Annotated in this window: 16 protein-coding genes; 8 read left to right on the forward strand and 8 right to left on the reverse strand. The window is 52.8% G+C overall.

The features are described 5' to 3' along the window. Positions 1-9 precede the first annotated feature (9 nt). From J3P34_RS08030 to J3P34_RS08050, 5 genes are all read right to left on the reverse strand, one after another. Positions 10-2,712 carry a TonB-dependent receptor gene (locus J3P34_RS08030; protein WP_210487723.1) on the reverse strand — a complete coding sequence of 901 codons (2,703 nt, stop codon included), beginning with the start codon at positions 2,710-2,712 and terminating at the stop codon, positions 10-12. Between the two features lie 136 nt (positions 2,713-2,848). Then, complete coding sequence (locus J3P34_RS08035) at positions 2,849-3,376, reverse strand: gamma carbonic anhydrase family protein (protein WP_210487725.1); 528 nt, start codon at positions 3,374-3,376, stop codon at positions 2,849-2,851. Positions 3,377-3,999: 623 nt separating this feature from the next. After that, positions 4,000-4,980, reverse strand: a complete 981-nt coding sequence (locus tag J3P34_RS08040; protein ID WP_210487727.1) for a radical SAM protein — start codon at positions 4,978-4,980, stop codon at positions 4,000-4,002. Positions 4,981-5,134: 154 nt separating this feature from the next. Further along, positions 5,135-7,582: a TonB-dependent receptor gene (locus tag J3P34_RS08045; RefSeq protein ID WP_210487730.1), complete on the reverse strand. Its 2,448-nt coding sequence runs from the start codon at positions 7,580-7,582 to the stop codon at positions 5,135-5,137. Positions 7,583-7,793: 211 nt separating this feature from the next. Next, the gene (locus J3P34_RS08050; protein WP_210487732.1) at positions 7,794-8,498 is read right to left on the reverse strand and encodes an endonuclease III domain-containing protein; all 705 of its coding nucleotides are present in this window, start codon (positions 8,496-8,498) and stop codon (positions 7,794-7,796) included. A gap of 101 nt (positions 8,499-8,599) precedes the next feature. Here J3P34_RS08050 and J3P34_RS08055 point away from each other — a divergent pair, with 101 nt between their 5' ends. After that, entirely contained in the window at positions 8,600-9,319 is a 720-nt protein-coding gene (locus tag J3P34_RS08055; RefSeq protein ID WP_210463574.1) for an MBL fold metallo-hydrolase, read from the forward strand. Between the two features lie 101 nt (positions 9,320-9,420). After that, a complete protein-coding gene (locus J3P34_RS08060) occupies positions 9,421-10,059 on the forward strand; it encodes a DUF2238 domain-containing protein (RefSeq protein ID WP_210463573.1) in 639 nt (212 codons plus the stop codon). 78 nt (positions 10,060-10,137) lie between these two features. On the opposite strand, the gene J3P34_RS08065 is transcribed toward J3P34_RS08060, so the two are convergent. The 3 genes from J3P34_RS08065 to accD form a co-directional block, all read right to left on the reverse strand. Further along, positions 10,138-10,776, reverse strand: a complete 639-nt coding sequence (locus J3P34_RS08065) for a hypothetical protein (protein ID WP_210487734.1) — start codon at positions 10,774-10,776, stop codon at positions 10,138-10,140. A 307-nt stretch (positions 10,777-11,083) separates the two neighbouring features. Next, positions 11,084-11,803, reverse strand: a complete 720-nt coding sequence (locus tag J3P34_RS08070) for a YiaD family glycine zipper/OmpA-like lipoprotein (RefSeq protein WP_246850005.1) — start codon at positions 11,801-11,803, stop codon at positions 11,084-11,086. Positions 11,804-11,995: 192 nt separating this feature from the next. Further along, positions 11,996-12,892, reverse strand: coding sequence for an acetyl-CoA carboxylase, carboxyltransferase subunit beta (accD, locus tag J3P34_RS08075; protein ID WP_210463571.1), 897 nt, complete (start codon positions 12,890-12,892; stop codon positions 11,996-11,998). Positions 12,893-13,448: 556 nt separating this feature from the next. Between accD and J3P34_RS08080 the strand changes: the two genes are divergently transcribed. The 6 genes from J3P34_RS08080 (at position 13,449) to J3P34_RS08105 (ending at position 19,660) form a co-directional block, all read left to right on the forward strand. Continuing rightward, positions 13,449-14,159: an OmpA/MotB family protein gene (locus tag J3P34_RS08080; RefSeq protein ID WP_210463570.1), complete on the forward strand. Its 711-nt coding sequence runs from the start codon at positions 13,449-13,451 to the stop codon at positions 14,157-14,159. A gap of 285 nt (positions 14,160-14,444) precedes the next feature. Further along, positions 14,445-15,440 carry an OmpA family protein gene (locus J3P34_RS08085; RefSeq protein ID WP_210487735.1) on the forward strand — a complete coding sequence of 332 codons (996 nt, stop codon included), beginning with the start codon at positions 14,445-14,447 and terminating at the stop codon, positions 15,438-15,440. A 364-nt stretch (positions 15,441-15,804) separates the two neighbouring features. Then, entirely contained in the window at positions 15,805-16,269 is a 465-nt protein-coding gene (locus J3P34_RS08090) for a MaoC family dehydratase (RefSeq protein ID WP_210487737.1), read from the forward strand. A gap of 754 nt (positions 16,270-17,023) precedes the next feature. Further along, the gene (locus J3P34_RS08095) at positions 17,024-18,430 is read left to right on the forward strand and encodes an RtcB family protein (protein ID WP_210487739.1); all 1,407 of its coding nucleotides are present in this window, start codon (positions 17,024-17,026) and stop codon (positions 18,428-18,430) included. A gap of 3 nt (positions 18,431-18,433) precedes the next feature. Beyond that, a complete protein-coding gene (gene prfH / locus J3P34_RS08100) occupies positions 18,434-19,054 on the forward strand; it encodes a peptide chain release factor H (RefSeq protein ID WP_210487740.1) in 621 nt (206 codons plus the stop codon). A gap of 111 nt (positions 19,055-19,165) precedes the next feature. Continuing rightward, a complete protein-coding gene (locus tag J3P34_RS08105) occupies positions 19,166-19,660 on the forward strand; it encodes a hypothetical protein (protein WP_210487742.1) in 495 nt (164 codons plus the stop codon). Positions 19,661-19,664 lie beyond the last annotated feature (4 nt).

Consider the following 19,664-nt stretch of genomic DNA (forward strand, 5'->3'; position numbering starts at 1 on the left):
CATGGGGGACTAGAATTTGAAGTCATACGTAATGGAAGGCAGGGGCACCCCCACCACTGAGAGCTTATACCCTTGGGGCGGGGCGCCCACATCGCGGCGGAAGAAGACCGAATAGGCGTTCTGCCGGCCGTACACATTGTACACCGACACGCTCCAGCGGCCTTCCCATTTTTTGTCTTTCCGGTGATTGGGCTCAATGGTCATGGACAGGTCCAGGCGGTGGTAATCCGGGATGCGGGCCTGGTTGCGGTCGCCGTATACCGGCACCTCTACCCCTCCAACCATGTAAAGTCCGATAGGTGCCGTGGTAGGTCTACCTGAGCTGTAAATGAAATTGGAGGTAAATGCCAGCCGTTTGGTTAACTGGTAAGCGGCCACCACAGACACGGTGTGCGGCTTGTCATAGTTGGTAGGGTAAAAAGCCCCTTTGTTCACCTGCTCCTCTGGGAAAGCCCCGTTCACCTGGATCTCTGATTTAGAATAGGTATAGCTGGCCCACCCGGTCAAATCACCTTTCTTTTTTGCGACTTGCACCTCCACGCCATAGGTGCGGCCTTTGCCGGGTAACAAATCGGCTTCAATGGTGGGGTTCAGCCACAGCTCCGCGCCTTCTTTGTAGTCCAGTTGGTTCTGGATGCGCTTGAAGTAAGGCTCCACCGAAAACTCAATGGAATTGCCCGAGAAGTTGTGGAAGTACCCAATAGACCATTGGTCTGCTACCTGCGGTTTCAGGTGCGTGTTGCTCGTTTGCCAGAAATCAATGGGCGCCACGGCCATAGCGCCTGATACCAGGTGCAGGTATTGCCGCATGCGCTGGTAACCGGCCTTGATGGAGTTAACCTCTGTGATGCTGTACTTAAGGGAAATGCGGGGTTCCAGCCCATGGTAGAACGCAATCCCTTCTCCAGACCCGTAAGACAGCGTGTCTATGATGGTACGCTCCTGTTTGGGCTGGCCCGGCGCATACACATACACCTGCCCTGGCCCACGGTTCTGGTAAAAAGAATAGCGCAGCCCCAGCATGACGGTCCACTGCGGGGTAATGGTGTATTCATCACTGGCAAAGATTCCGCCTTCCAGGGCCTGGTTCTGGGTGAGGGCAATGGGGTTCACGCCGGAATTGGCCGAGGCCGGTTCCAGTTTGCCTGGTTGAAAGGTATGGTAAATCCCTTCCGCGCCAAACGCAAGTTGGTGCTGGCGGGCATCGTAGTTCCCTTCGGCCTTTATGCTCGCCGACCATATGCCGTTGCTGAACTTAGAGGCATTGGTAGAGTCCTGGTCCTCGATCCCGAACCGGTATTTACTGAACACCCCGTTCAAGGAACCCACTAACCGCTCACTGAAGGAATGGGTGTGTTTCAACGAGGCGCCAATGTTCTGCCAGGAATAGATACTGTCCTGGGTGAACCCGAAGGCATCATGGCTCACGTAACTGTTGAAACTGATTTTATCTTTGGCGCTGAACGTATGGGTCACGTTGGCGTTGCCGTCATAAAAGGCGGCATGGGTCTGGCTTAACTGTTTGTCTTTGAGGCTATGCAAAACCCAGTTGGGGTAAGAAGCCCGGCCTGCCACCAAGAAAGTAGTCTTTGGGGAGAACAGCGGACCTTCCAGGGCCAACCGGCTGGTGATAGGCCCCACGCCACCGTTGCCTTTGAGTTTGGTATTCTGGCCTTCTTTCTGCTGCACCTCCAGCACCGATGACAAGCGCCCGCCGTATTTAGGGGGAATGCCGCCGCGATAAAAGGTAAGGTCCTTGACCACATCTGGGTTGAAGACCGAGAAAAAGCCGAAAAGATGCGAAGGGTTATAGATGGGAATCTGGCCCATAAGCAACAGGTTCTGGTCAGAGCCGCCGCCCCTTACGTTGAAGCCCGCCGAGCCCTCGCCCACAGAACTTACCCCAGGCAGCAGCAGCACACTCTTTACCACATCTACCTCGCCCATGAACGTGGGCATCTTTCTGATTACCCCTATGTTCAGTTTGTTCATGCCCATCTGCACGGTGTTCACGTTACGGTCGTTCAGACCATCGGCGCGCACCTCCACCTCATTCAGGGCAACCACAGACTGATAGAGCTGCAGGTTCAGGGTACCGGCGGCATAGAGGCCCACCTGTCTTTCTTCGGGCAATAACTCAATGGATTTGTAGGATACCAGGTGCTCGCCCATGGGCAATAAAAGCCGGTACTCACCATTGGCATCGGTTTGGTCGCCAATGGCCAGAGACGGCACAGAAACGGTAGCGCCTACCACGGGTTCGCCGGTTTTTGCACTGGTCACCCTGCCCCGCAGAACCACCTTCTTATCGTCCTGGGCGTTTTTAGGCAACCCGAAGAGCAACCGGTTCAGGGGTTTGCCTTCATTGTCTTTGTAGACGATGGCCGGGTGGTGGGCCGCTGACGGGAAGAGCATCACCGCATAGTCATGGTACCAGGCCGCCTCCAGTTCTGTGTTCTCCAGCAGCGCCTCCACCACGGTGGTCACTTTCTCGCGCTCAAAGTTCTTGGTCACCTTGAGGTTGGTTACCCATTCTGGCTTAAAGTAGAACCTGACCGGGGTTTTGGCTTGGATTTCCTGCAGGACCTGGGTGAGGGGGGCCTGTTGGTAACTGCCCGTGAAAAGGATTTCTGTGGGTGCCTGGGCATAGCCTCGCAGGCAGAAAAGAAAAGTCAGCACGAAGAGCCATAGCTGGCGGGGGAGAATAATCATAGAGTAAGGGGCAAGCTTGAGGGAAACTCCAATACGGGACAATTTAAATATTCAAAATGGTATATGCTTGTTAATTTTTATTGAACTCACTCGCTTCTACTAGCTCACCGAAGCAGGCTGGTCACCTCAGTCCAGCTTATTTTTCCTCCTCCCCTTCCTGGAACCAGCTGGCGTACATCACATAGTTACTGGCGGTTTGGGCCATGCCCGAGATCTGCTCCTGGGTAAGCGCTTTCACTTTCTTGGCGGGCACCCCGGCGTAGATGAAGCCCCCCTCACAGATGGTTTTCTCCAATACTACCGCGCCGGCCGCCACAATGCAGTGCTCCTGCACCACGGCATTATCCATGACAATGGCCCCCATGCCAATAAGCACGTTGTCTTCAATGGTGCAGCCATGCACAATGGCGTTGTGCCCGATGCTCACGTTGTTGCCTATGAAAGTGCCGGTCTTCTGGTAAGTGCAGTGAATGACGGCACCGTCCTGAATGTTGGTCTTATTCCCGATGCGGATCTGGTTTACATCGCCGCGTACCACGGCATTGAACCAAACGGTGCACTGGTCACCCATGACCACGTCTCCGGCAACAGTTGCATTAGGAGCCACAAAGCAATTTTCCCCTATAACTGGGTGAACCCCTTTAACAGGTAAAATGTAGGACATATTCTAAGTTTAAATGGAACAAAAGCTGAATATCTCCCTAAACATACAGGATAAAAACATCATTTTCTGATAAACCGGACCATACCTGAAAAGAATGCTACGACCTATCTACCGAGGCTTTGTTCACATACTCATTCGTCCTGGTTAAGAAATCTACCGGGGCATCTGAGCTTTAGAAAGTTACACTTATTTGTCCTTTAGCACCAGTTTATAGAATTAAGGCCTAATACAGCATCAGTCTTAAATCCGGCAACATCGATTGCCTACCCTTTCCGAAACAATGTCCTTTAAAAAGAATTAGTCTGGTAAATCTAACATCATACAAACTAGGATCATCATTAAAGGTCTAAGGACGCAACGCCAATACTTCTGGTCTGCACCAAAGCCCTGTGTTCAACCACCCAAAAGAAGCCTTTAAGCCAGAAAAAAGGCAAAAAAGTATTGGGCAAGGTGTAGCCACGCCTTTTATAGGACAGTTGAACCACGGCTTACCCCCATACGCTTTTGCAGTTTCTAGAATATTTCTGAAAAAGAGCCCTCAAACGGGAAAATAGAGGAATTCTCCAGGTAAAGTCCGGAAATGGAGCAGGCCATCTTTGGAATAAACAGGCCAAAAACAGGATTCAGGAAAGCATGCGTTTCCAGGTGCCTTTCCGGAGGCTGTACTTAAGGGTGCTGGGCAGGGCTTTCCACCAGTAGCTGTTCATTTCCACGGCAAAACTGGGTTGCATGTAGCAGTTGATGGTGCAGCCTTCGCAGGCGGGCAGGCGACCTTCCAGTGCAATGAGTTTCTTTACTTCGGGGGAGTTGTACAGCTCGTACAGGTTTCCTTGCACCGGGAACTTCTGCGCGCCCAGGTGATAACATGGCAGGACCAGTTCGTTTTCCGGGGAAATAACCAACGTAGAGCTGGCGGCTTTGCAGATGGGTTTGTCTATGTGGTTGCCGCCATCTTTGCGCAGCTGCACAAAGGCCTCGTTCAGGTACACCCACTTCTTTTTGCTGAACGCAGACAGGTAATTCAGTTCCTCGGCAGAAAGCTGGTCCCCGGTTTCTACTTGGTTGTACTCAAAGGCGGGGTTCAGAAGCAGCATGAGCTTGTTGGGCAGGCAAATCTCTTCGTACACCCGCTCAATCTGGTCCAGGTTGTGCTTGAAAACGGTGAATAGGATATCTGGGCGCTCACCCAGGCTTTTGGCTATCTCAATAGACTGCAGCACGAAATCAAAGCAGGCCACACCGCGGCCGGTGTCATGCTCGGTTTTATCCGCTGAGTCTAGCGAGAAGTGCAACATGTCTACCTTGCCTTTGAGGCGCTCGGCCCATTTGGGGTACAGCAGGCCGTTGGTGGTAAGGGTGGTAATGAACCCCATGCTTTGGGCCACCTCCAGGAACTGATCTATCTGCCGGTGCAGCAAAGGCTCACCGCCGGTAAAGTCAATGACGTTCACGCCCAGTTTCTTCAGGTCAGCCAGGTTCTTTTTGACATCCTCCAGTTGAATATAGGGCGATGGCTTTTCCCAGATGTCACAGAATGAGCATTTGGCGTTACACCGGTAGGTAACGTAGTAATTGCACAGGACGGGGTGGGAAATTAAGCGCATATTCTGGTAAACGGCTGCCTTAGCACCTGCAAGGTACGCATTGCTTACGGAATTAACTTACTGGCGGTGCCCAGCCCTTATCCTGCCTGATCTGGTTTCGACCTGTTTTCTGGAAATACGACTTAAAACGCCTCAACACCCAGAGGGTTTCAACTCAAAACTCCAGCACAAATCCTATGGTAGGCAGAAAGGTCACCTCGTCTTCATCCAGGATCAGCGGAATGGCATTGGCGCCGTTGGGCTGGAGCGGCTGACCATCTGTGGTAGCGAAGCCGGTATTGTCTGCGTTGCGCTCAAAAGTGTATTGCGGCAACGAGGGGCCCTTGAACCGGAAGATGTTCTGGATGTCTACGTACAGGTCGAGGGTAGTGCGTTTGTAGTTCCACTTCTTGTCCAGGCGCACGTCCAGCTGTTGGAAGGAGCGCAGCCGAAGGGTGTTGAGCCGGTCATAATCCAACAGGCCGGTGCCCAAAGAAGCATAGTTCCGCTGCGAGGCCTCCAGGTCAAACGGCGTGTAGGGCGAGCCTCCGGCGAAGCGGTATTTGGCGCCCAGTTCCCAGTTCCTGCCGAACTGCAAACCCAGCAACCCCGATACCAGATGCCTATTGTCCCACGCCGAGGCAATGTAGTTATCATTGTTCAGCCCCGTGAACTCACTTCGCACCAGTGTGTAGGAAATCGAGCCGTATAGGCCGCGGGTAAGTTTCTGCTGGAAAAAGAACTCGGCCCCGTAGGCACGTCCCTTGCCCACGCTAGCCACCGCCTCGTTCCCAATCGCCCCGAACTCAATTCCTTGGTTGGCCAGGGAAATCCCATCGCGCAGCGAAACCGGATAATTGGCGTAGCGCTTGTAGAAACCTTCTACGGTAAGGCGGTTGGCAATGGTAGGCAGAAACTCAAAACCGGCTACGTAATGCGTGGATCTGATGTAATCGCTGTTCTTGTTGGCGTAAGCGCCGGTGGCATCTTTGTAGCCTAGCACCGTATAGATGGGCAGACGGTAATAAGTCCCCACGGAGGCGTTCACTTTCCATTGCTCGGCTAATGCGTAAGATGCGGACATCCGCGGCGAAAGCGTCTTGAGCGGGTTATTTCCGTCAGAGGTGAACGAGTTCATATCGGTGCGCACGCCCAGGGATAGGCTCAGTTTGTCCTGCCAAAAGCCTTTGGACGCTTGCCCGTATATGCCGTAGCGGAAGAAATTCAAATCGGTATCAAAATCCAGGACCATGCGGGGTTGCACCACGTTGCCATTCTGGTCACGCACTTCCTGCCGTATCTGGCTGTAGAAGTCATTGGTATATCCCACGTACTGCCCGATGGCCCCGTAAGAGAACTTCCAGCCGCCCACGAACTTATTCACGTCTATCCGCAGTTTGTTCTCCTTTTCCTGCGACCGGGCCTTGAGCACCCTGCGGGATTCATCTCCGTACTGCGCGTCCTCAAAGCGGTCCAGGCCGTTTTTAAACACGTTCCGGCTCAGAGCCACCTGCACAAAACCGTTTTCCAGTGAGCGCTTCAAACTGGCGCCCACGGTGTAGTTCCATTGGTCAATGAGTGGGTTAGACCGCAATATATACTCATTTTCCGGTGATGATTTTTTGGGTATACCAAACCTGAATTCGTCAATGGCTCCAATACCCAAGGCCGTGAGAGTGGTTTTGGAATCCAGTTGGTGCGTGACCTTGTACTGAAAATCCCAGTAGTTAGGTCTAATAGGTAAATCAATGGCTTTGAACAACAGCTGCAGATAAGAACGACGCGCTGAGGCCAAAAACGTGGTCTTAGGCGCGAGCGGACCTTCCAGGGTACCAGCCAGCTCGGTGGCGCTCAGGCGAACGTTGCCCTGCAGACGGTCGGGGTTGCCGTCCCGCTGCTTAAATTGAAATACACTAGAGAGGGCATTGTCATAGCGGGCATCAAAGGCGCTGGTGCTCAGGGTCACATCCTCAATAAAGGACACATTTAAAATTCCCTGCGGCCCCCCGCTGCTGCCCTGCGTAGAAAAGTGGTTGATCACCGGAATCTCAATCCCGTCCAGAAAGAAGACGTTCTCGCCGGGTCCGCCGCCCCTAATCACAATGTCGTTCCGGAAACCGGCGCCCGTGCTACCTGCCCCGGCCACGCCCGGCAACGTCTGAATCACGCGGGAGATGTCAAAATTACCGCCCGGGTTGCTCTTGATTTCCTCGCTGCTCAGACTCTGGATAGACAGCGGGGTCTCCAGCGTTGCGGCCCTAATGGACCGGTCTGCCGTGATGTTCACCTCCTGCAGCTTATTCTGGCTGGGGGTAATCTCCAAGTTGAGGGTAAGGGCGTTGCCCGAGGTCACCGGCACGTTATACCGCGTCACCGGTTCATAGCCCAGGTAAGAAGCTTTGAGGTTGTAGTTGCCCGTGGGCACATTCTCCAGCCGGTACCGGCCTTGCGCATCCGTGGCGACGGCAAGAGTAGTTTCCTCCAATGTCACCGTGGCGCCAATCACCGGTTCCTGGGTGTTTCTATCGCGCACCACGCCGGTGATTCTGCCGGTGTTTTGGGCCTGCGCCTGAAAAACAAGGAAAAAGGAAATCAGGAAAAAGAGCGCGTAAAATCTATGCATGGTGATGTAAACGAAGAGCAGGAGCCTTTAGAAGGCAAACCAGAACGGGAGGTAATTGTTTGCCCAGTATTTAAAAGGCCCAAACGAATAGAGCGCAGTACTGCAAAACCCTTTGGCAATACTTTTTGAAAATCAGCCAATAAATACAGGGGCTTAGAAAACAACGTAAGCCTTATCCATTTTTTGCCATCAAGATGAAGTAGGTTCTTCCTTAATCAAGACCTTTCAGGCGCACGTCATGGTAGTAGTTGCAGAGGTCTTGCAGCACGCAGACTTCGCATTTGGGCGCGCGCCAGGTACAGATTTTCTGACCGTGTTTGAGCATGTGCCGGTGCAGGTTATAGAGCACCAGCGCATCTTTGGGCAGCAGGTCCAGCAGAATCTGGTGGGCTTTGTCATGGGTGACCTTGGCACCAATGAGCCCCACCCGCTGACTGATGCGGTGCACATGCGTGTCTACCGGGAACACGGGCTTATGGAAGTTAAACAAAAGCACCAGGGTAGCGGTTTTAAGCCCGACTCCAGGCAAAGACATAAGCCAGGCCATGGCCTCGGGCACATCCAGGTCATGGAGAAAGTCAAGGGAGAAATCTGGGTGGTCTTGCTGGATGAGGCGCAGCGCTTTCTGGATGTTCACCGCTTTGGCCCCCGGAAACTCGGCGGGCGCCAGGGCCAGGGTGAGTTCTTCTACCGGCGCGTCTATCACCTGCTGCCAGGAAGGGAATTTCTCCAGCATCTGAAAATAGGCTTTCTCTTCGTTAGCATGGGTGGTGCGGTGCGAGAGCATGGTGGAAATGAGCTCGCGCATGGGATCGCGGCGCGGATGCCCTGAAAGATGACCGAAAACTTCATTCAGCCGTATATGAACTTGCCATATCTTTTCAGCAGGAGAAAGTTGCTGATGCGCTTCAGCCATAATCTTTTATTTTCTCCTCTAAACGGTCCCCCGGTGGTAAGGTTTGCGTCAAATACTCTTCCAGATTGAGTACAAATGCGTGTTTTGAAGAACAAACGACTATGAAATTCACCTTCTTAGGGACAGGCGGAGCTTTTGACGTGGTCTACGGCAACTCCGCGGCCATTGTGGAATTTAAAGGGCACTCCATTCTGCTGGACTGTGGCTTTACCGTATACCCCACGCTACGGCAGCACCAGCTCACCCGCAACCTGGAATACATTCTGCTCACGCACCTGCACAATGACCATACAGGCAGCCTGGCCAATATTCTGCTGCACTGCCACTACTTCAACACCCATTGCCGGCCCTCTATTCTTTACCCCGATGATGATTTCCGGGATGAGATCTATGAGTTCCTGCGGCTCCAGATACAAAAACCAGAGAAGTACGCCGATTTTATCCCGCTCTCAGAGTTGCCGGGCATCACCGCCGTGGACACCTTTGGCCAGCACGCGGAGCGGCTACAATCATACGCTTACATATTTGAAGAAAACGGAGAAAGAATTGTCTTCTCAGGAGACCTGGGTCAACCCGAGTCATTGTTTGCGTTTCTTCGGGGCATGCCGCCCAAAGCCACCACGGTTTTCCATGACATCACTTTCTCTGAGGGGAACCCCGCCCACACGCACTATAAGAAACTGATTCCGCTGGCGCAGGACTACCACATCTTGGGCTACCACTGTGACCCTACCCAGAACCCGGAGGACAATCCGCTGCCCCTGGTATATCACCGGCCGGAGCTACTGCTTTCTTCCCGGCTGGAGGAAGCGGTAGGCTAACCCATTTACAACTTCATCGTTCACCTAAGAGATTCCCCAGAAGCCGGCCCCTGCTTTCAGGCCGCTTCTGATTTCTTGTACAGAAAAAGACCTCCTTCGGCATGGCCTTCACCTTCGCGACCGATCAACACCATACCTCTTTCCTAAGAAACCCGCTCCTTATCCTGTATGCTGTCCTTTTTGGGGCTTTCTGGACCTATACCGGCTTTAACACCCCAGACCTGAAGAACTGGTGGCTGGAGAACACGCTCACGCTGAGTGCGGTCATTTTTCTGGTGGCCTATTACAAATACTTCCAGTTCTCAGATTTCAGCTATACCTGCATGTTTCTGTTCATGATGCTGCACGTCTACGGAAGCCAGTACACCTACGCCGAGAACCCTTTCGGGTACTGGGTCAAAGACCAGTTGCACCTGGAACGCAACCACTATGACCGCTTGGTGCACTTCGGGTTCGGGTTTCTCCTGTCTTACCCTATGCATGAGATCTTCAAGACCAGAACCAAGGTAAGTCCCTTTTTCAGCTACATTCTGCCCATTGAACTGACCATTAGCCTGGGCGCCATCTATGAACTGATTGAGTGGGCCGTGGCCGATGTCTTTTTCCCCACCCGCGGCATGGCCTACCTGGGCACCCAGGGCGATGTCTGGGATGCCCAGAAAGACATTGCCGTGGCGCTGCTGGGCGCTGCCATTACCATGTCTGCGGTGCGCTTCTCCCGTAAAAAAGAAAGCCGCTGATCTGTTTTGCGCCTGTTTCTGTTAAAACGGCTTCAAAACAAATCAGCGGCGCAGAAAGCCTGCCGCCTTCAGCGGAGCTTAATCATCATACTTAATCTTGATATCGTTCCCCTCAATCTTCACTTTCCCGCGCGGGGTTTCAATCTTGGTTTCCTCGGTTGATATTTTGATTTTGGTGTCACCGGCCACGTACTTCACGTCTTTGGAGGCGCGCCGGTAATAGTGCTGCCGCCGGAGCCAGTAGTTTCTCAGTTGGGGCAGATCCATCTGGTTTGACCGCCGGGCATCCCGCGCCAGGGCCTGCTGCAACTGCGCCCGGGTAGGCCTTACATATTTTCTTTTGGCGGTACTGCCTTTGCTGGAAGTGGCCCTTGGGGCAGAAGCAGAGGCAGATGTAGACCTGGCCACTCCGCTCTCAGCGGGAGCCGCGGAAGAAGAATTTGCGGAGGTAGCCGTTGCGGTTCCTCTATTGGCCAAGGCCCCGGAGGCTGTTTCCTCCTCTTCATATTCATCGTAATCCCCTGCGCCGGCATAGTCAGCTGTGTCGGTCTCTGACAAGACAGTATCCACTTCCAGGGTATCCGGGGTGAGGACCAGCGTATCTTCCGTTGAGGTTTTAGGCAGATCGGCTACCGCTTCCTTTTCTTTGACCCGGTCGCAGGCTCCCAATGCAGAAAGAAAAAGCACCAGAAAAAGCCCGTTCGTTAATTTTCCCATTCTCTTCGCTTTGTTGGTTTCCTCCCCTAAACGCGGAAAACCGCGCGAGGTTAGCCCCGCCTTGCCTGGCTACCAAGCCGTTTCAGCGTTGATTTAGGAAAAACAGGCTGAAAATGGGTTTGGGATGATGGTTGCGGATTGGGCTCATTTTTGAGAATGGACAGACCTACTCCTGCCCCTCAAGGGAGGGGGAATTCGCTTAGCAGCGCTATTGATGCTGGAACTGCCGTGGCGGCTGTTTGGCTGGGGCAAAAAGAAAAAGGCTAGCCGATTGGCTAGCCTTTATTATAAAGAGAGATCAGTTTCCTTATTTAATCTCGCCACGCTCAGCGGCTTTCTTCAGTTCTTCGCTGGCGAAGATGGCAACCTCTACGCGGCGGTTCTGCTGACGGCCGGCGGCAGTTGAGTTATCAGCCACTGGTTGGGTTGAACCGTAACCGCGGGTCTGCAGACGGCTAGGCTCTACGCCAAGGGAAGTAGCGTAGTTGGCAACGGCCTGGGCTCTGCGCTCAGACAAAGGTTGGTTGATGGCATCGGTACCGGTGTTATCGGCGTGACCTTCAATGAGCACGTTGGTACCTGGGTATTTCTTCAGGGTCTCGGCCAATTTCTGGATGTCTTGTTTAGAAGAAGCCTGCAGCTCTGCAGAGTTGGTAGCGAAAAGAAGACCAGCGTCAAAGGTTACTTTGATACCTTCACCTACGCGCTCTACCTGGGCATTTTTCATCTCGCGCTCAAGTTCTTCGGCTTGCTTATCCATACGGCGTCCGATCACAGCACCAGTGGCACCTCCTACGGCAGCCCCAATGATAGCACCACGGGCAGTGTTCCCGGTGGCTTTACCAATGATACCTCCTAAGATGGCACCGCCACCAGCTCCAATGATACCGCCCTTGGCTGTTTTATTCATGCCCTTTTTCTGGGTAGTCGTGGTCGTATCAGTGGTTGCCGTCTGGCTAGATTTGCAGGAAGAGAAAAGCAAGCTTCCTACTAACATGGCGGTGAATGTTCCTTTTAAAATTTTCATAGTCTTGGTTTTTGGTTGTAAACGAAAGCTTAAAGTTGGTTAGTATCGGGGATACATACTGAATTTTAAATAAAATGTTCCCAATCATCCCCTGTCTATTGGGAGTGCAATAATAATCGTGCCAGACCTGAAATAAAAAGACCCGCCTCTTCCGGAGACGGGTCTTCTCTGATTTTCTGGACCCAGAAAGGCTTATTTCACCGTTACAGCTTTCTTCTCGTTCTCTACCGGCGCCGGAATTTCCTCGGGCTTAAGCAGGGTTAAAAGGCTATGGATGCGGTCCTTAAGTTCTTTCCGGTGCACAATGAAATCAAGGAACCCGTGCTCCAGAACAAACTCGGCGCTCTGGAAGCCTTTGGGCAAATCTTTTCCTATGGTTTCTTTGATCACGCGCGGCCCGGCAAACCCAATGAGGGCACCCGGCTCTGAGATGTTGAAGTCTCCCAGCATGGCGAAGGAGGCCGTTACCCCTCCGGTGGTGGGGTCAGTGAGCAGGGAGATATAAGGTACCTTCTCCTCAGAAAGCAAGGCCAGCTTTGCAGAGGTCTTGGCCATCTGCATGAGCGAGTAACCGGCTTCCATCATCCGGGCGCCGCCCGATTTAGAGATCATGAGGAACGGGATCTTGTTCTCGCGGCTGTAGTCAATGGCGCGGGCAATCTTCTCGCCCACCACGGAGCCCATAGACCCGCCAATGAAGTTGAAGTCCATACAGGCTACCACCAGGTCAAGGCCGTTGATGGTACCGTGGGCGGTACGGACGGCGTCTTTGAGGTTGGTTTTGCGCTGGGTGGCCTTGATACGGTCTGGATAAGGCTTAGTATCCACGAAGTGCAGCGGGTCTGAGGAGCTCAGGTTGGCATCCAGCTCCTGGAACTCGTTCTCGTCAAACAGCACCTCAAAGTACTCCTGTGAGTTGATGCGGTCATGGTAATCGCATTTGGCACACGTATACAGCTGTTGCCGGTGCTCGGCAGTGCTGATGACGGTCTTACACTCGGGGCACTTGTGCCACAGACCGTCTGGGGTTTCTTTTTTCTGCTCCGTTGGGGTGACGATCCCTTTTTCTACTCTTTTAAACCAAGCCATATGATGCTCTAAAGGTTTTTATCAACAATGAAGCCTCCAGTGGGGAAACCGCAAGCAGTTACAATACGCGTGCAAAGATAAAAAAGAAAAGATAGCTCCCTAGTTTACCATCCAAAACCAACTCTTTCTCTGTGCAGAGAAGTTGTACCCGTTTTCCGTCCTATTTGTTTTCCCTTGTGCCAGAAGAATTAAGCTTTCCACGGATTGGGTTTTTCTGCCTCGCACTCCCCCTCATCCCTCTTGGCATCGGCGCTCTTTTGCGGCTGTTTTCATGAAACCACCCTTAAAACAGAAAGTGCATTGCCCGGGTCTTCCCCGGAATGCCCGTCTTCTAGGAATTGCCGTTTACGCCTAAGCTTCTGCCAGGTTCCGGAATGCGTCTTCCATAAACCTCACTAGCTTAATACTTTACAACGAACAGAAAGTAAATTAGAATACTTAAGGCAATTATTATTTATTTGCGTCCGTTTCAAAGCCGGGTCTCAGGGGGTAGCTAACCAGCCGCCGCCGGGCTCTTTTACGTCGTCACCAAACCATTAGTATAAAATAAGCACCTATGAAGAAAACACGTTTCGCCTCATCCGCCGCCGCCTTAGTTTTGGGAGTAGCTGTCCTGGGTTCCTGTGTCTCTAGTAAGAAGTACAAGGAGTTGGAAGCAAGTAAAAATGCGCTGGAAAACGAGAAAACCGCTGCTCAGCGCAGCCTGGAACAAGCCAACGCCGATCTGCGTGACCGTGACGCCAAACTGGCGCAGTATCAACAGCAGATAGCTCAGAAAGAAAGAATCCTTAACGAGCTGCGCGAATCTGTGAACGAGGCGCTGGCCGGCTTCAAGGAGCAGGGCCTGACTGTGGCCATCCGTGAGGGCAAGGTGTACGTGACCATGCCGGAGAAACTGCTCTTCGCCTCGGGCAGCACCAAGGTGAACCCCAATGGGCAGAGTGCGCTGGGTAAACTGGCCAACGCCATCCGCTCGCAGCGCGATACCGAGATCATGATTGAGGGCCACACCGATGACGTGGCCGTAGCCGCGGACAACGTGACCTACAAAGACAACTGGGACCTGAGCGTGCTGCGCGCCACCGAGATCACCCGCCTGCTCATCAACAACGGGGTGCCGCCCCAGATGGTAGTGCCCGCCGGCCGCGGACAGTACACCCCGGTAGCTATGACCCGCACGCCGGAAGCCCGCCAAAGCAACCGCCGCACCGAGATCATCCTGGCGCCTAACTTTGACAAAATCCTGAAACTGATCCAGAACAACTAAGTTTCTGGCCATAGTCCTGATTTTATTATAATAGACAGACGAAAGCTGCAAAACAGCATTAATCAAAGAAGCCGGGCGCTAAGTCCGGCTTCTTCCGTTTTAGGCCCTTTTTAAGGAAAATAGCCTAAAAACGGAGCCTCGGCTTTGGCTAACATCCCTGCCTGCTTATCTTTGGGTATCTGCCGGCATCTGGATGGCAAGGCACTTGTTTCTTTGCTCCTCACTGTCTGGCCCAAACTCACTACAACCCTTGAATTTGCATTTTTAACTTTACAAAGCCCTCTCATGTTTCACAAACCCTTGCTCCGCTACGCCGGGGTAGCCCTCCTGAGCACGTTCCTGTTAGGCTCGTGTACCACTACCAAGAAATACAACGCCGTGCTGGCCCAGAAAGTAAAGCTGGAGCGCGACAAAGCCGATTGCCAGAGTGCCCTCTCCAAATCAAAGAAGGAAAGCGCCGATCTCTCTAAGCAGGTGGCTGACCTCACCGAGTACCGCTCCCAACTGGCCGCCGACACCACCCTGCTGGGCAGCACTCTCAGGAAAACGCAGAGCCTCTACGCAGATCTGAGCAGCACCTATGACAAGCTCATCAAAAACCATGACCGCCTCATGGCCAACAGTGCGCTGGAGTCCTCCAAACTCTCCAAAGACCTCTCGCGCCGCGATGAGGAACTAAACAAACTGAACGAGACCCTGAGCAAGAACCGCTCGCAGCTGGACCAACTGAGCAAAGACCTCAAAACCCGCGAAGACCGCCTCAATGAACTGGAGCGCATCCTGGCCGAGAAAGACAAGGCGGTGAACGCCCTACGCACCAAAGTAAGCAACGCCCTGCTGGGCTTCAACAGCAAAGACCTGTCGGTGAACGTGCGCAACGGTAAAGTGTACGTGTCGCTTTCTGAGCAACTGCTGTTCAAATCCGGTTCCACCAAAGTAGACGTGAAAGGACAGGACGCCCTGCGCAAACTGGCTACCGCCCTCAAAGACCAACAGGACGTGAACGTGGTAGTGGAAGGCCACACCGATGACGTACCCGTGGCTAGAGGCACCGCCGGCATGCAGGACAACTGGGACCTGAGCGTACTGCGCGCCACCGAGATTACCCGCATCCTGACCACCGCCGGACTGGCCGGAACCAAGATTACCCCATCGGGCCGCGCCGAAAACGTGCCTTTGGATGTAGCCAAAACCGCCGATGCCCGCCAGAAAAACCGCCGCACCGAGATCATCCTCACGCCTAAACTGGATGAACTCTTCCAGATTCTGGAGGCGAACTAATTTCGAAAAGGTCTCAAATTGCTTTAATAGGTAGGCTGTCCATTCTTTCCCTTTGTCATCCTGGAAGGATCTTGTGGGCAAGCTAGAAAAGCAGAGAATACACGCTTTTACCGTTCGCGACCAAGTTCCTTTCAGGATGACAAGTAGAACAGGATGACAAATGGAAGGACGCTTTAAGGTCGTTTTCCGAAAAGAGAGCCAAAACGCTGGTAACATTCACCTGCGTTTTGGCTCTTCCTTTTTAGCTATTTGCCTAGCTGGGCATGTTAGTTTCATGGGTTCTTCGGCTAGACTTTCACAAATACATAAAAGAGGTTACCTTTAGCCCTTCATCCCCGCAAATTCCAGTAAGAAAAGAGATTTCATGAGCAAGATTACCATCCGCAGTTTCCAGGACTTGCAACAGTACGAAGGAACGGAAATAGGTGTGTCTGACTACCACACCATTACCCAGGAGCAGATCAATCTCTTCGCCGATGCCACTTTAGACCACCAATGGATTCACCTGGACACTGAGCGGGCGAAAACAGAATCACCGTTTAAAACCACCATCGCGCACGGTTATCTCACGGTATCGCTGCTGCCTTTCCTTTGGGGCCAGATCATCACTATTGAGAACCTCAAGATGCAGGTGAACTATGAGATTGAGAGCCTGCGCTTCAACCAGGCCGTAACCGTAGACAGCGCCCTGCGCCTGCGCGTGAAACTGCTCTCGGCCAAAGACCTGAGGGGCGTGATCAAGGCCCGTCTGGAAGTGACCATGGAGATTGAAGGCAGCAAAAAACCGGCTTTCAACGGCATCATCACGTTCCTGTACCATTTCAATTAAGGCAAACCCTTTAAAGGGCAAGTTCAAGTTCTATATAGTGCGCAGCGATGGTTGCGCACTATTTTTTTGCACATGCCCCTCTTTTATACGCTAGTATCTGCTCAATTAAAAACTGATAATTACTTGCCAATATAAATCCGTAAGTTTAGATTTGCGCTCCTATTATTCCTCTCTTAAGTACAACCCTTAAACTACAGGAGGAAAAACCATGCTAGAAGTACGCAACATATCGCCCCTCCTGCTCATTGCTTAGTAACAGCAAGGCAACCTCTATTACCTATATTTTCAGACCTTTTCTGATTAGCTAATAGCCTCCGTGTGCTTTGCCGGCTGCTTTCCAGGCAGATGATTGATTCTTCGTTTTCAAGAAAACAGGCCCTCTGTGCCTTTCTCTACGAAAAGAGGGAATGAGTTAATTCATAGCCCAGGTAGCACATCTCATTTTACTCTACAATAGAGCTATCCTCTCTCCCCTGCTTGCTTATAGCCTGGCTACGCACTTTTGTGCTAATCTCAGCGCATCAGGCGGTCTATCTTGATAGGTATTTACCGGCAACGGGGCTTTTCAAAATGCCGGTAAACAAACCTGTTTATCAATCCTGTTTAACCTTTAACACCTTACCGCTATGTTGGTCATTCCTCAAAAATCGGCAGACCTGGTTTCAGAAATCGGTCTGTTTTCTCTAAAACAGCCGCAAAACGCAAAGGCTGTATTTTCAAAAGAAACAGACAAAAGAAGAATCAAACATCGCCTATGGGCAAATATTCTATCAAGTCTAAGGACTTAAGTAAAATCGGGTACCGCGATGATGTGGCAAGAGGATTGGCTATGAACCTAGCCGCCCGTCATTTCAAGCATACCCCCAAAGAGGAAGTAATACAGGTGCTGCAGGAGGTACTGCTGCAGCCCGAGGCTTATCAGGAGCATCCGTTTCTGGCCCCGCTGGCCTTGAAACTGGCTCCGCCTCAGAAACAGAAATCCTTTACATCGCACACGCTGCTACCCACCGCCGGACCGGTGAAAATCTACGGAAACCAGGGCATTGAAGCCGCGGCCAAAAAGCAGATGGAGCTGGCCATGCGCTTGCCGGTGGCGGTACAAGGTGCCCTCATGCCCGATGCGCACGCCGGGTTCGGACTGCCCATTGGCGGCGTGCTGGCCGTGGAAAATGCGGTGCTGCCGTACGCGGTGGGGCTGGACATTGGCTGCCGCATGGCACTTTCCATTTTTGATCTGCCGGAGAGATACCTGCAGAGCAACACCTACCAGTTGAAACAAGCTTTGAAGGAATTCACCCACTTTGGCATTACCGGCGGGTTGGAATTTGCCCAGGAACACGAGGTGCTGGACCGAAAGGAATTTCAGCAAACCGAGTTACTCCGGAAGTTGCACGGCAAAGCGGTAAGACAATTGGGTTCCTCGGGCAGCGGCAATCACTTTGTGGAGTTCGGCTTAATTGAGATGGCCGAGAACAACAGCCTGGGCTTACCGGCCCAGACGTACGTGGCGCTGCTGTCGCATTCCGGTTCCCGCGGGCTGGGCGCTGCGGTGGCCAAACATTACACCAACCTGGCCGTGGACACCTGCAAACTCCCCCGCGAGGCGCAGCAACTGGCCTGGCTCTCCCTGGACAGCGAGGCCGGGCAAGAGTATTGGCTCAGCATGAACCTGGCCGGTGATTACGCCCGCGCCTGCCATGACCGCATCCACCTGAACCTGGCCAAAGCCATCGGTGAGAAACCGTTGGCGCAGGTAGAGAATCACCACAACTTCGCCTGGGAAGACACCCTACCTAATGGCCGCCACGTGATCATCCACCGCAAGGGAGCCACTCCGGCCCACGCAGGTGAGTTGGGCATCATCCCCGGCAGCATGACCACGGCAGGGTACCTGGTCAGCGGTAAAGGCTGCGCCGATGCGCTGTATTCTTCTTCGCACGGCGCAGGCCGTAGGTTATCCAGAGGCAGAGCCAAAGAGAGCTTTACCATGTCAGCCATGAAGAAGGCGGTTGCAGGCGCTGGGGTTACGCTTATTGGGGGTAGTACCGAAGAGTTCCCGCTGGCCTACAAAGACATTGAAGCGGTGATGCAGGCGCAGACCCAGTTGGTAGACATTCAGGGCAGGTTTCTGCCCAAGGTGGTACGCATGAACAAAGAATAGCCCATGAGAGAGATGGAAATGATCATGCAAATCACCTCGGGCCGGGGGCCTGAAGAATGCTGGCGAGTGGTAGCCCGGGTACAAGAAATTCTGTTCAAAGAAGCTCGCGCACAAGGGCTGCAGGTACAGGTGCTGGAATCTGTGCCGGGCCATTTGCCCAACACGCTGCTGTCTTCCCTGCTTCTGGTGAAAGGATCAGGCACAGCTGAATTTCTAAAGCAGTGGCAGGGAACGGTGCAATGGATATCACCCAGCCCCTTCCGGAAGTACCACAAACGCAAGAACTGGTTTATAGGCATTCAGGTCATTGACGCCGCACAAGCTTTTAGCTGGCAAGAGAAGGATGTGGTGTATGAAAGCATGCGAGCTTCGGGTCCGGGCGGTCAGCACGTGAACAAGACCGAGTCTGCGGTGCGGGCCAGGCACCTGCCATCAGGCCTTATGGTGGTAGCCTCGGAAAGGCGCTCGCAGCACCAGAACAAAGCCGAGGCCCGCGAGCGCTTACAGGAAAAGCTTTGGCATTGGCACCTACAGCAGGCGGCTCTGCTAGCCCGGGACCAGTGGGAACAGCACCACTCCCTGGAAAGAGGAAACGCCATCAGAACATTTTCTGATAAGTTGTAACAAAATTGCCGGCGAAGCGCCTTCTCTGCTTTGCCGGCAATTTTTCTTTCCGGTTTACCAAACTTCTTCTTCCGTTTTGTATTTTACCTCCTCTACTAAACCTAAACCCTCATGAAAAAACTTTTCCTCCTGCTGGTGCTAAGCGTGTGCACCCTCACCGTGTTTGCCCAGGAAGTACCCAACTACTCGGCTGTATCGCTGGCGGCCAAAGAAGATTACGCCAAAGCCGAAAGTACCGTCCTGCAAGCCACCGATTATCTTATCTCAACGCCTTTTGACAAGAATAATCCAGAGCGCCTCCGGGCCATGCAGTTTATTCTGAAGTGGATGGAAGGCACCCCGGATTTCACCTTCCAGATTGACGAAACCCCGGTAAAGATCTCCAGCGGAAACTCTGACCTACTGGGATTGTACCTGGCCTGTGCCTCTAAATTCTGCATTGAGAACCGCAGCCTGGCCAAAGACGCCAAAGCCGTCAAGCTGAATGCGCTGAAAACCCTGGTGACTTACAGCACCAACCCCACTTACAAGGTGAAGCAAACCGGCGAGCTGAAGAAAGTGATCAAGGCCTCTGAGAAAGGCGAACTGGAACAATACGTAGGCTAAACTT

Origin of the sequence: Rufibacter aurantiacus (genome assembly GCF_017916345.1) — a bacterium.
Lineage (GTDB): Bacteria > Bacteroidota > Bacteroidia > Cytophagales > Hymenobacteraceae > Nibribacter > Nibribacter roseolus.

Bases quoted from the DNA above. Each gene is read 5' to 3' on its own strand.
- J3P34_RS08045 (WP_210487730.1), bottom strand. From the start codon at position 7,582: ATGCATAGATTTTACGCGCTCTTTTTCCTGATTTCCTTTTTCCTTGTT.
- J3P34_RS08080 (WP_210463570.1), top strand. From the start codon at position 13,449: ATGAAGAAAACACGTTTCGCCTCATCCGCCGCCGCCTTAGTTTTGGGA.
- J3P34_RS08105 (WP_210487742.1), top strand. From the start codon at position 19,166: ATGAAAAAACTTTTCCTCCTGCTGGTGCTAAGCGTGTGCACCCTCACC.
- J3P34_RS08060 (WP_210463573.1), top strand. From the start codon at position 9,421: ATGGCCTTCACCTTCGCGACCGATCAACACCATACCTCTTTCCTAAGA.
- accD (WP_210463571.1), bottom strand. From the start codon at position 12,892: ATGGCTTGGTTTAAAAGAGTAGAAAAAGGGATCGTCACCCCAACGGAG.
- J3P34_RS08055 (WP_210463574.1), top strand. From the start codon at position 8,600: ATGAAATTCACCTTCTTAGGGACAGGCGGAGCTTTTGACGTGGTCTAC.
- J3P34_RS08085 (WP_210487735.1), top strand. From the start codon at position 14,445: ATGTTTCACAAACCCTTGCTCCGCTACGCCGGGGTAGCCCTCCTGAGC.
- J3P34_RS08050 (WP_210487732.1), bottom strand. From the start codon at position 8,498: ATGGCTGAAGCGCATCAGCAACTTTCTCCTGCTGAAAAGATATGGCAA.
- J3P34_RS08030 (WP_210487723.1), bottom strand. From the start codon at position 2,712: ATGATTATTCTCCCCCGCCAGCTATGGCTCTTCGTGCTGACTTTTCTT.
- J3P34_RS08090 (WP_210487737.1), top strand. From the start codon at position 15,805: ATGAGCAAGATTACCATCCGCAGTTTCCAGGACTTGCAACAGTACGAA.
- J3P34_RS08065 (WP_210487734.1), bottom strand. From the start codon at position 10,776: ATGGGAAAATTAACGAACGGGCTTTTTCTGGTGCTTTTTCTTTCTGCA.
- J3P34_RS08070 (WP_246850005.1), bottom strand. From the start codon at position 11,803: ATGAAAATTTTAAAAGGAACATTCACCGCCATGTTAGTAGGAAGCTTG.
- J3P34_RS08040 (WP_210487727.1), bottom strand. From the start codon at position 4,980: ATGCGCTTAATTTCCCACCCCGTCCTGTGCAATTACTACGTTACCTAC.
- J3P34_RS08095 (WP_210487739.1), top strand. From the start codon at position 17,024: ATGGGCAAATATTCTATCAAGTCTAAGGACTTAAGTAAAATCGGGTAC.
- J3P34_RS08035 (WP_210487725.1), bottom strand. From the start codon at position 3,376: ATGTCCTACATTTTACCTGTTAAAGGGGTTCACCCAGTTATAGGGGAA.
- prfH (WP_210487740.1), top strand. From the start codon at position 18,434: ATGAGAGAGATGGAAATGATCATGCAAATCACCTCGGGCCGGGGGCCT.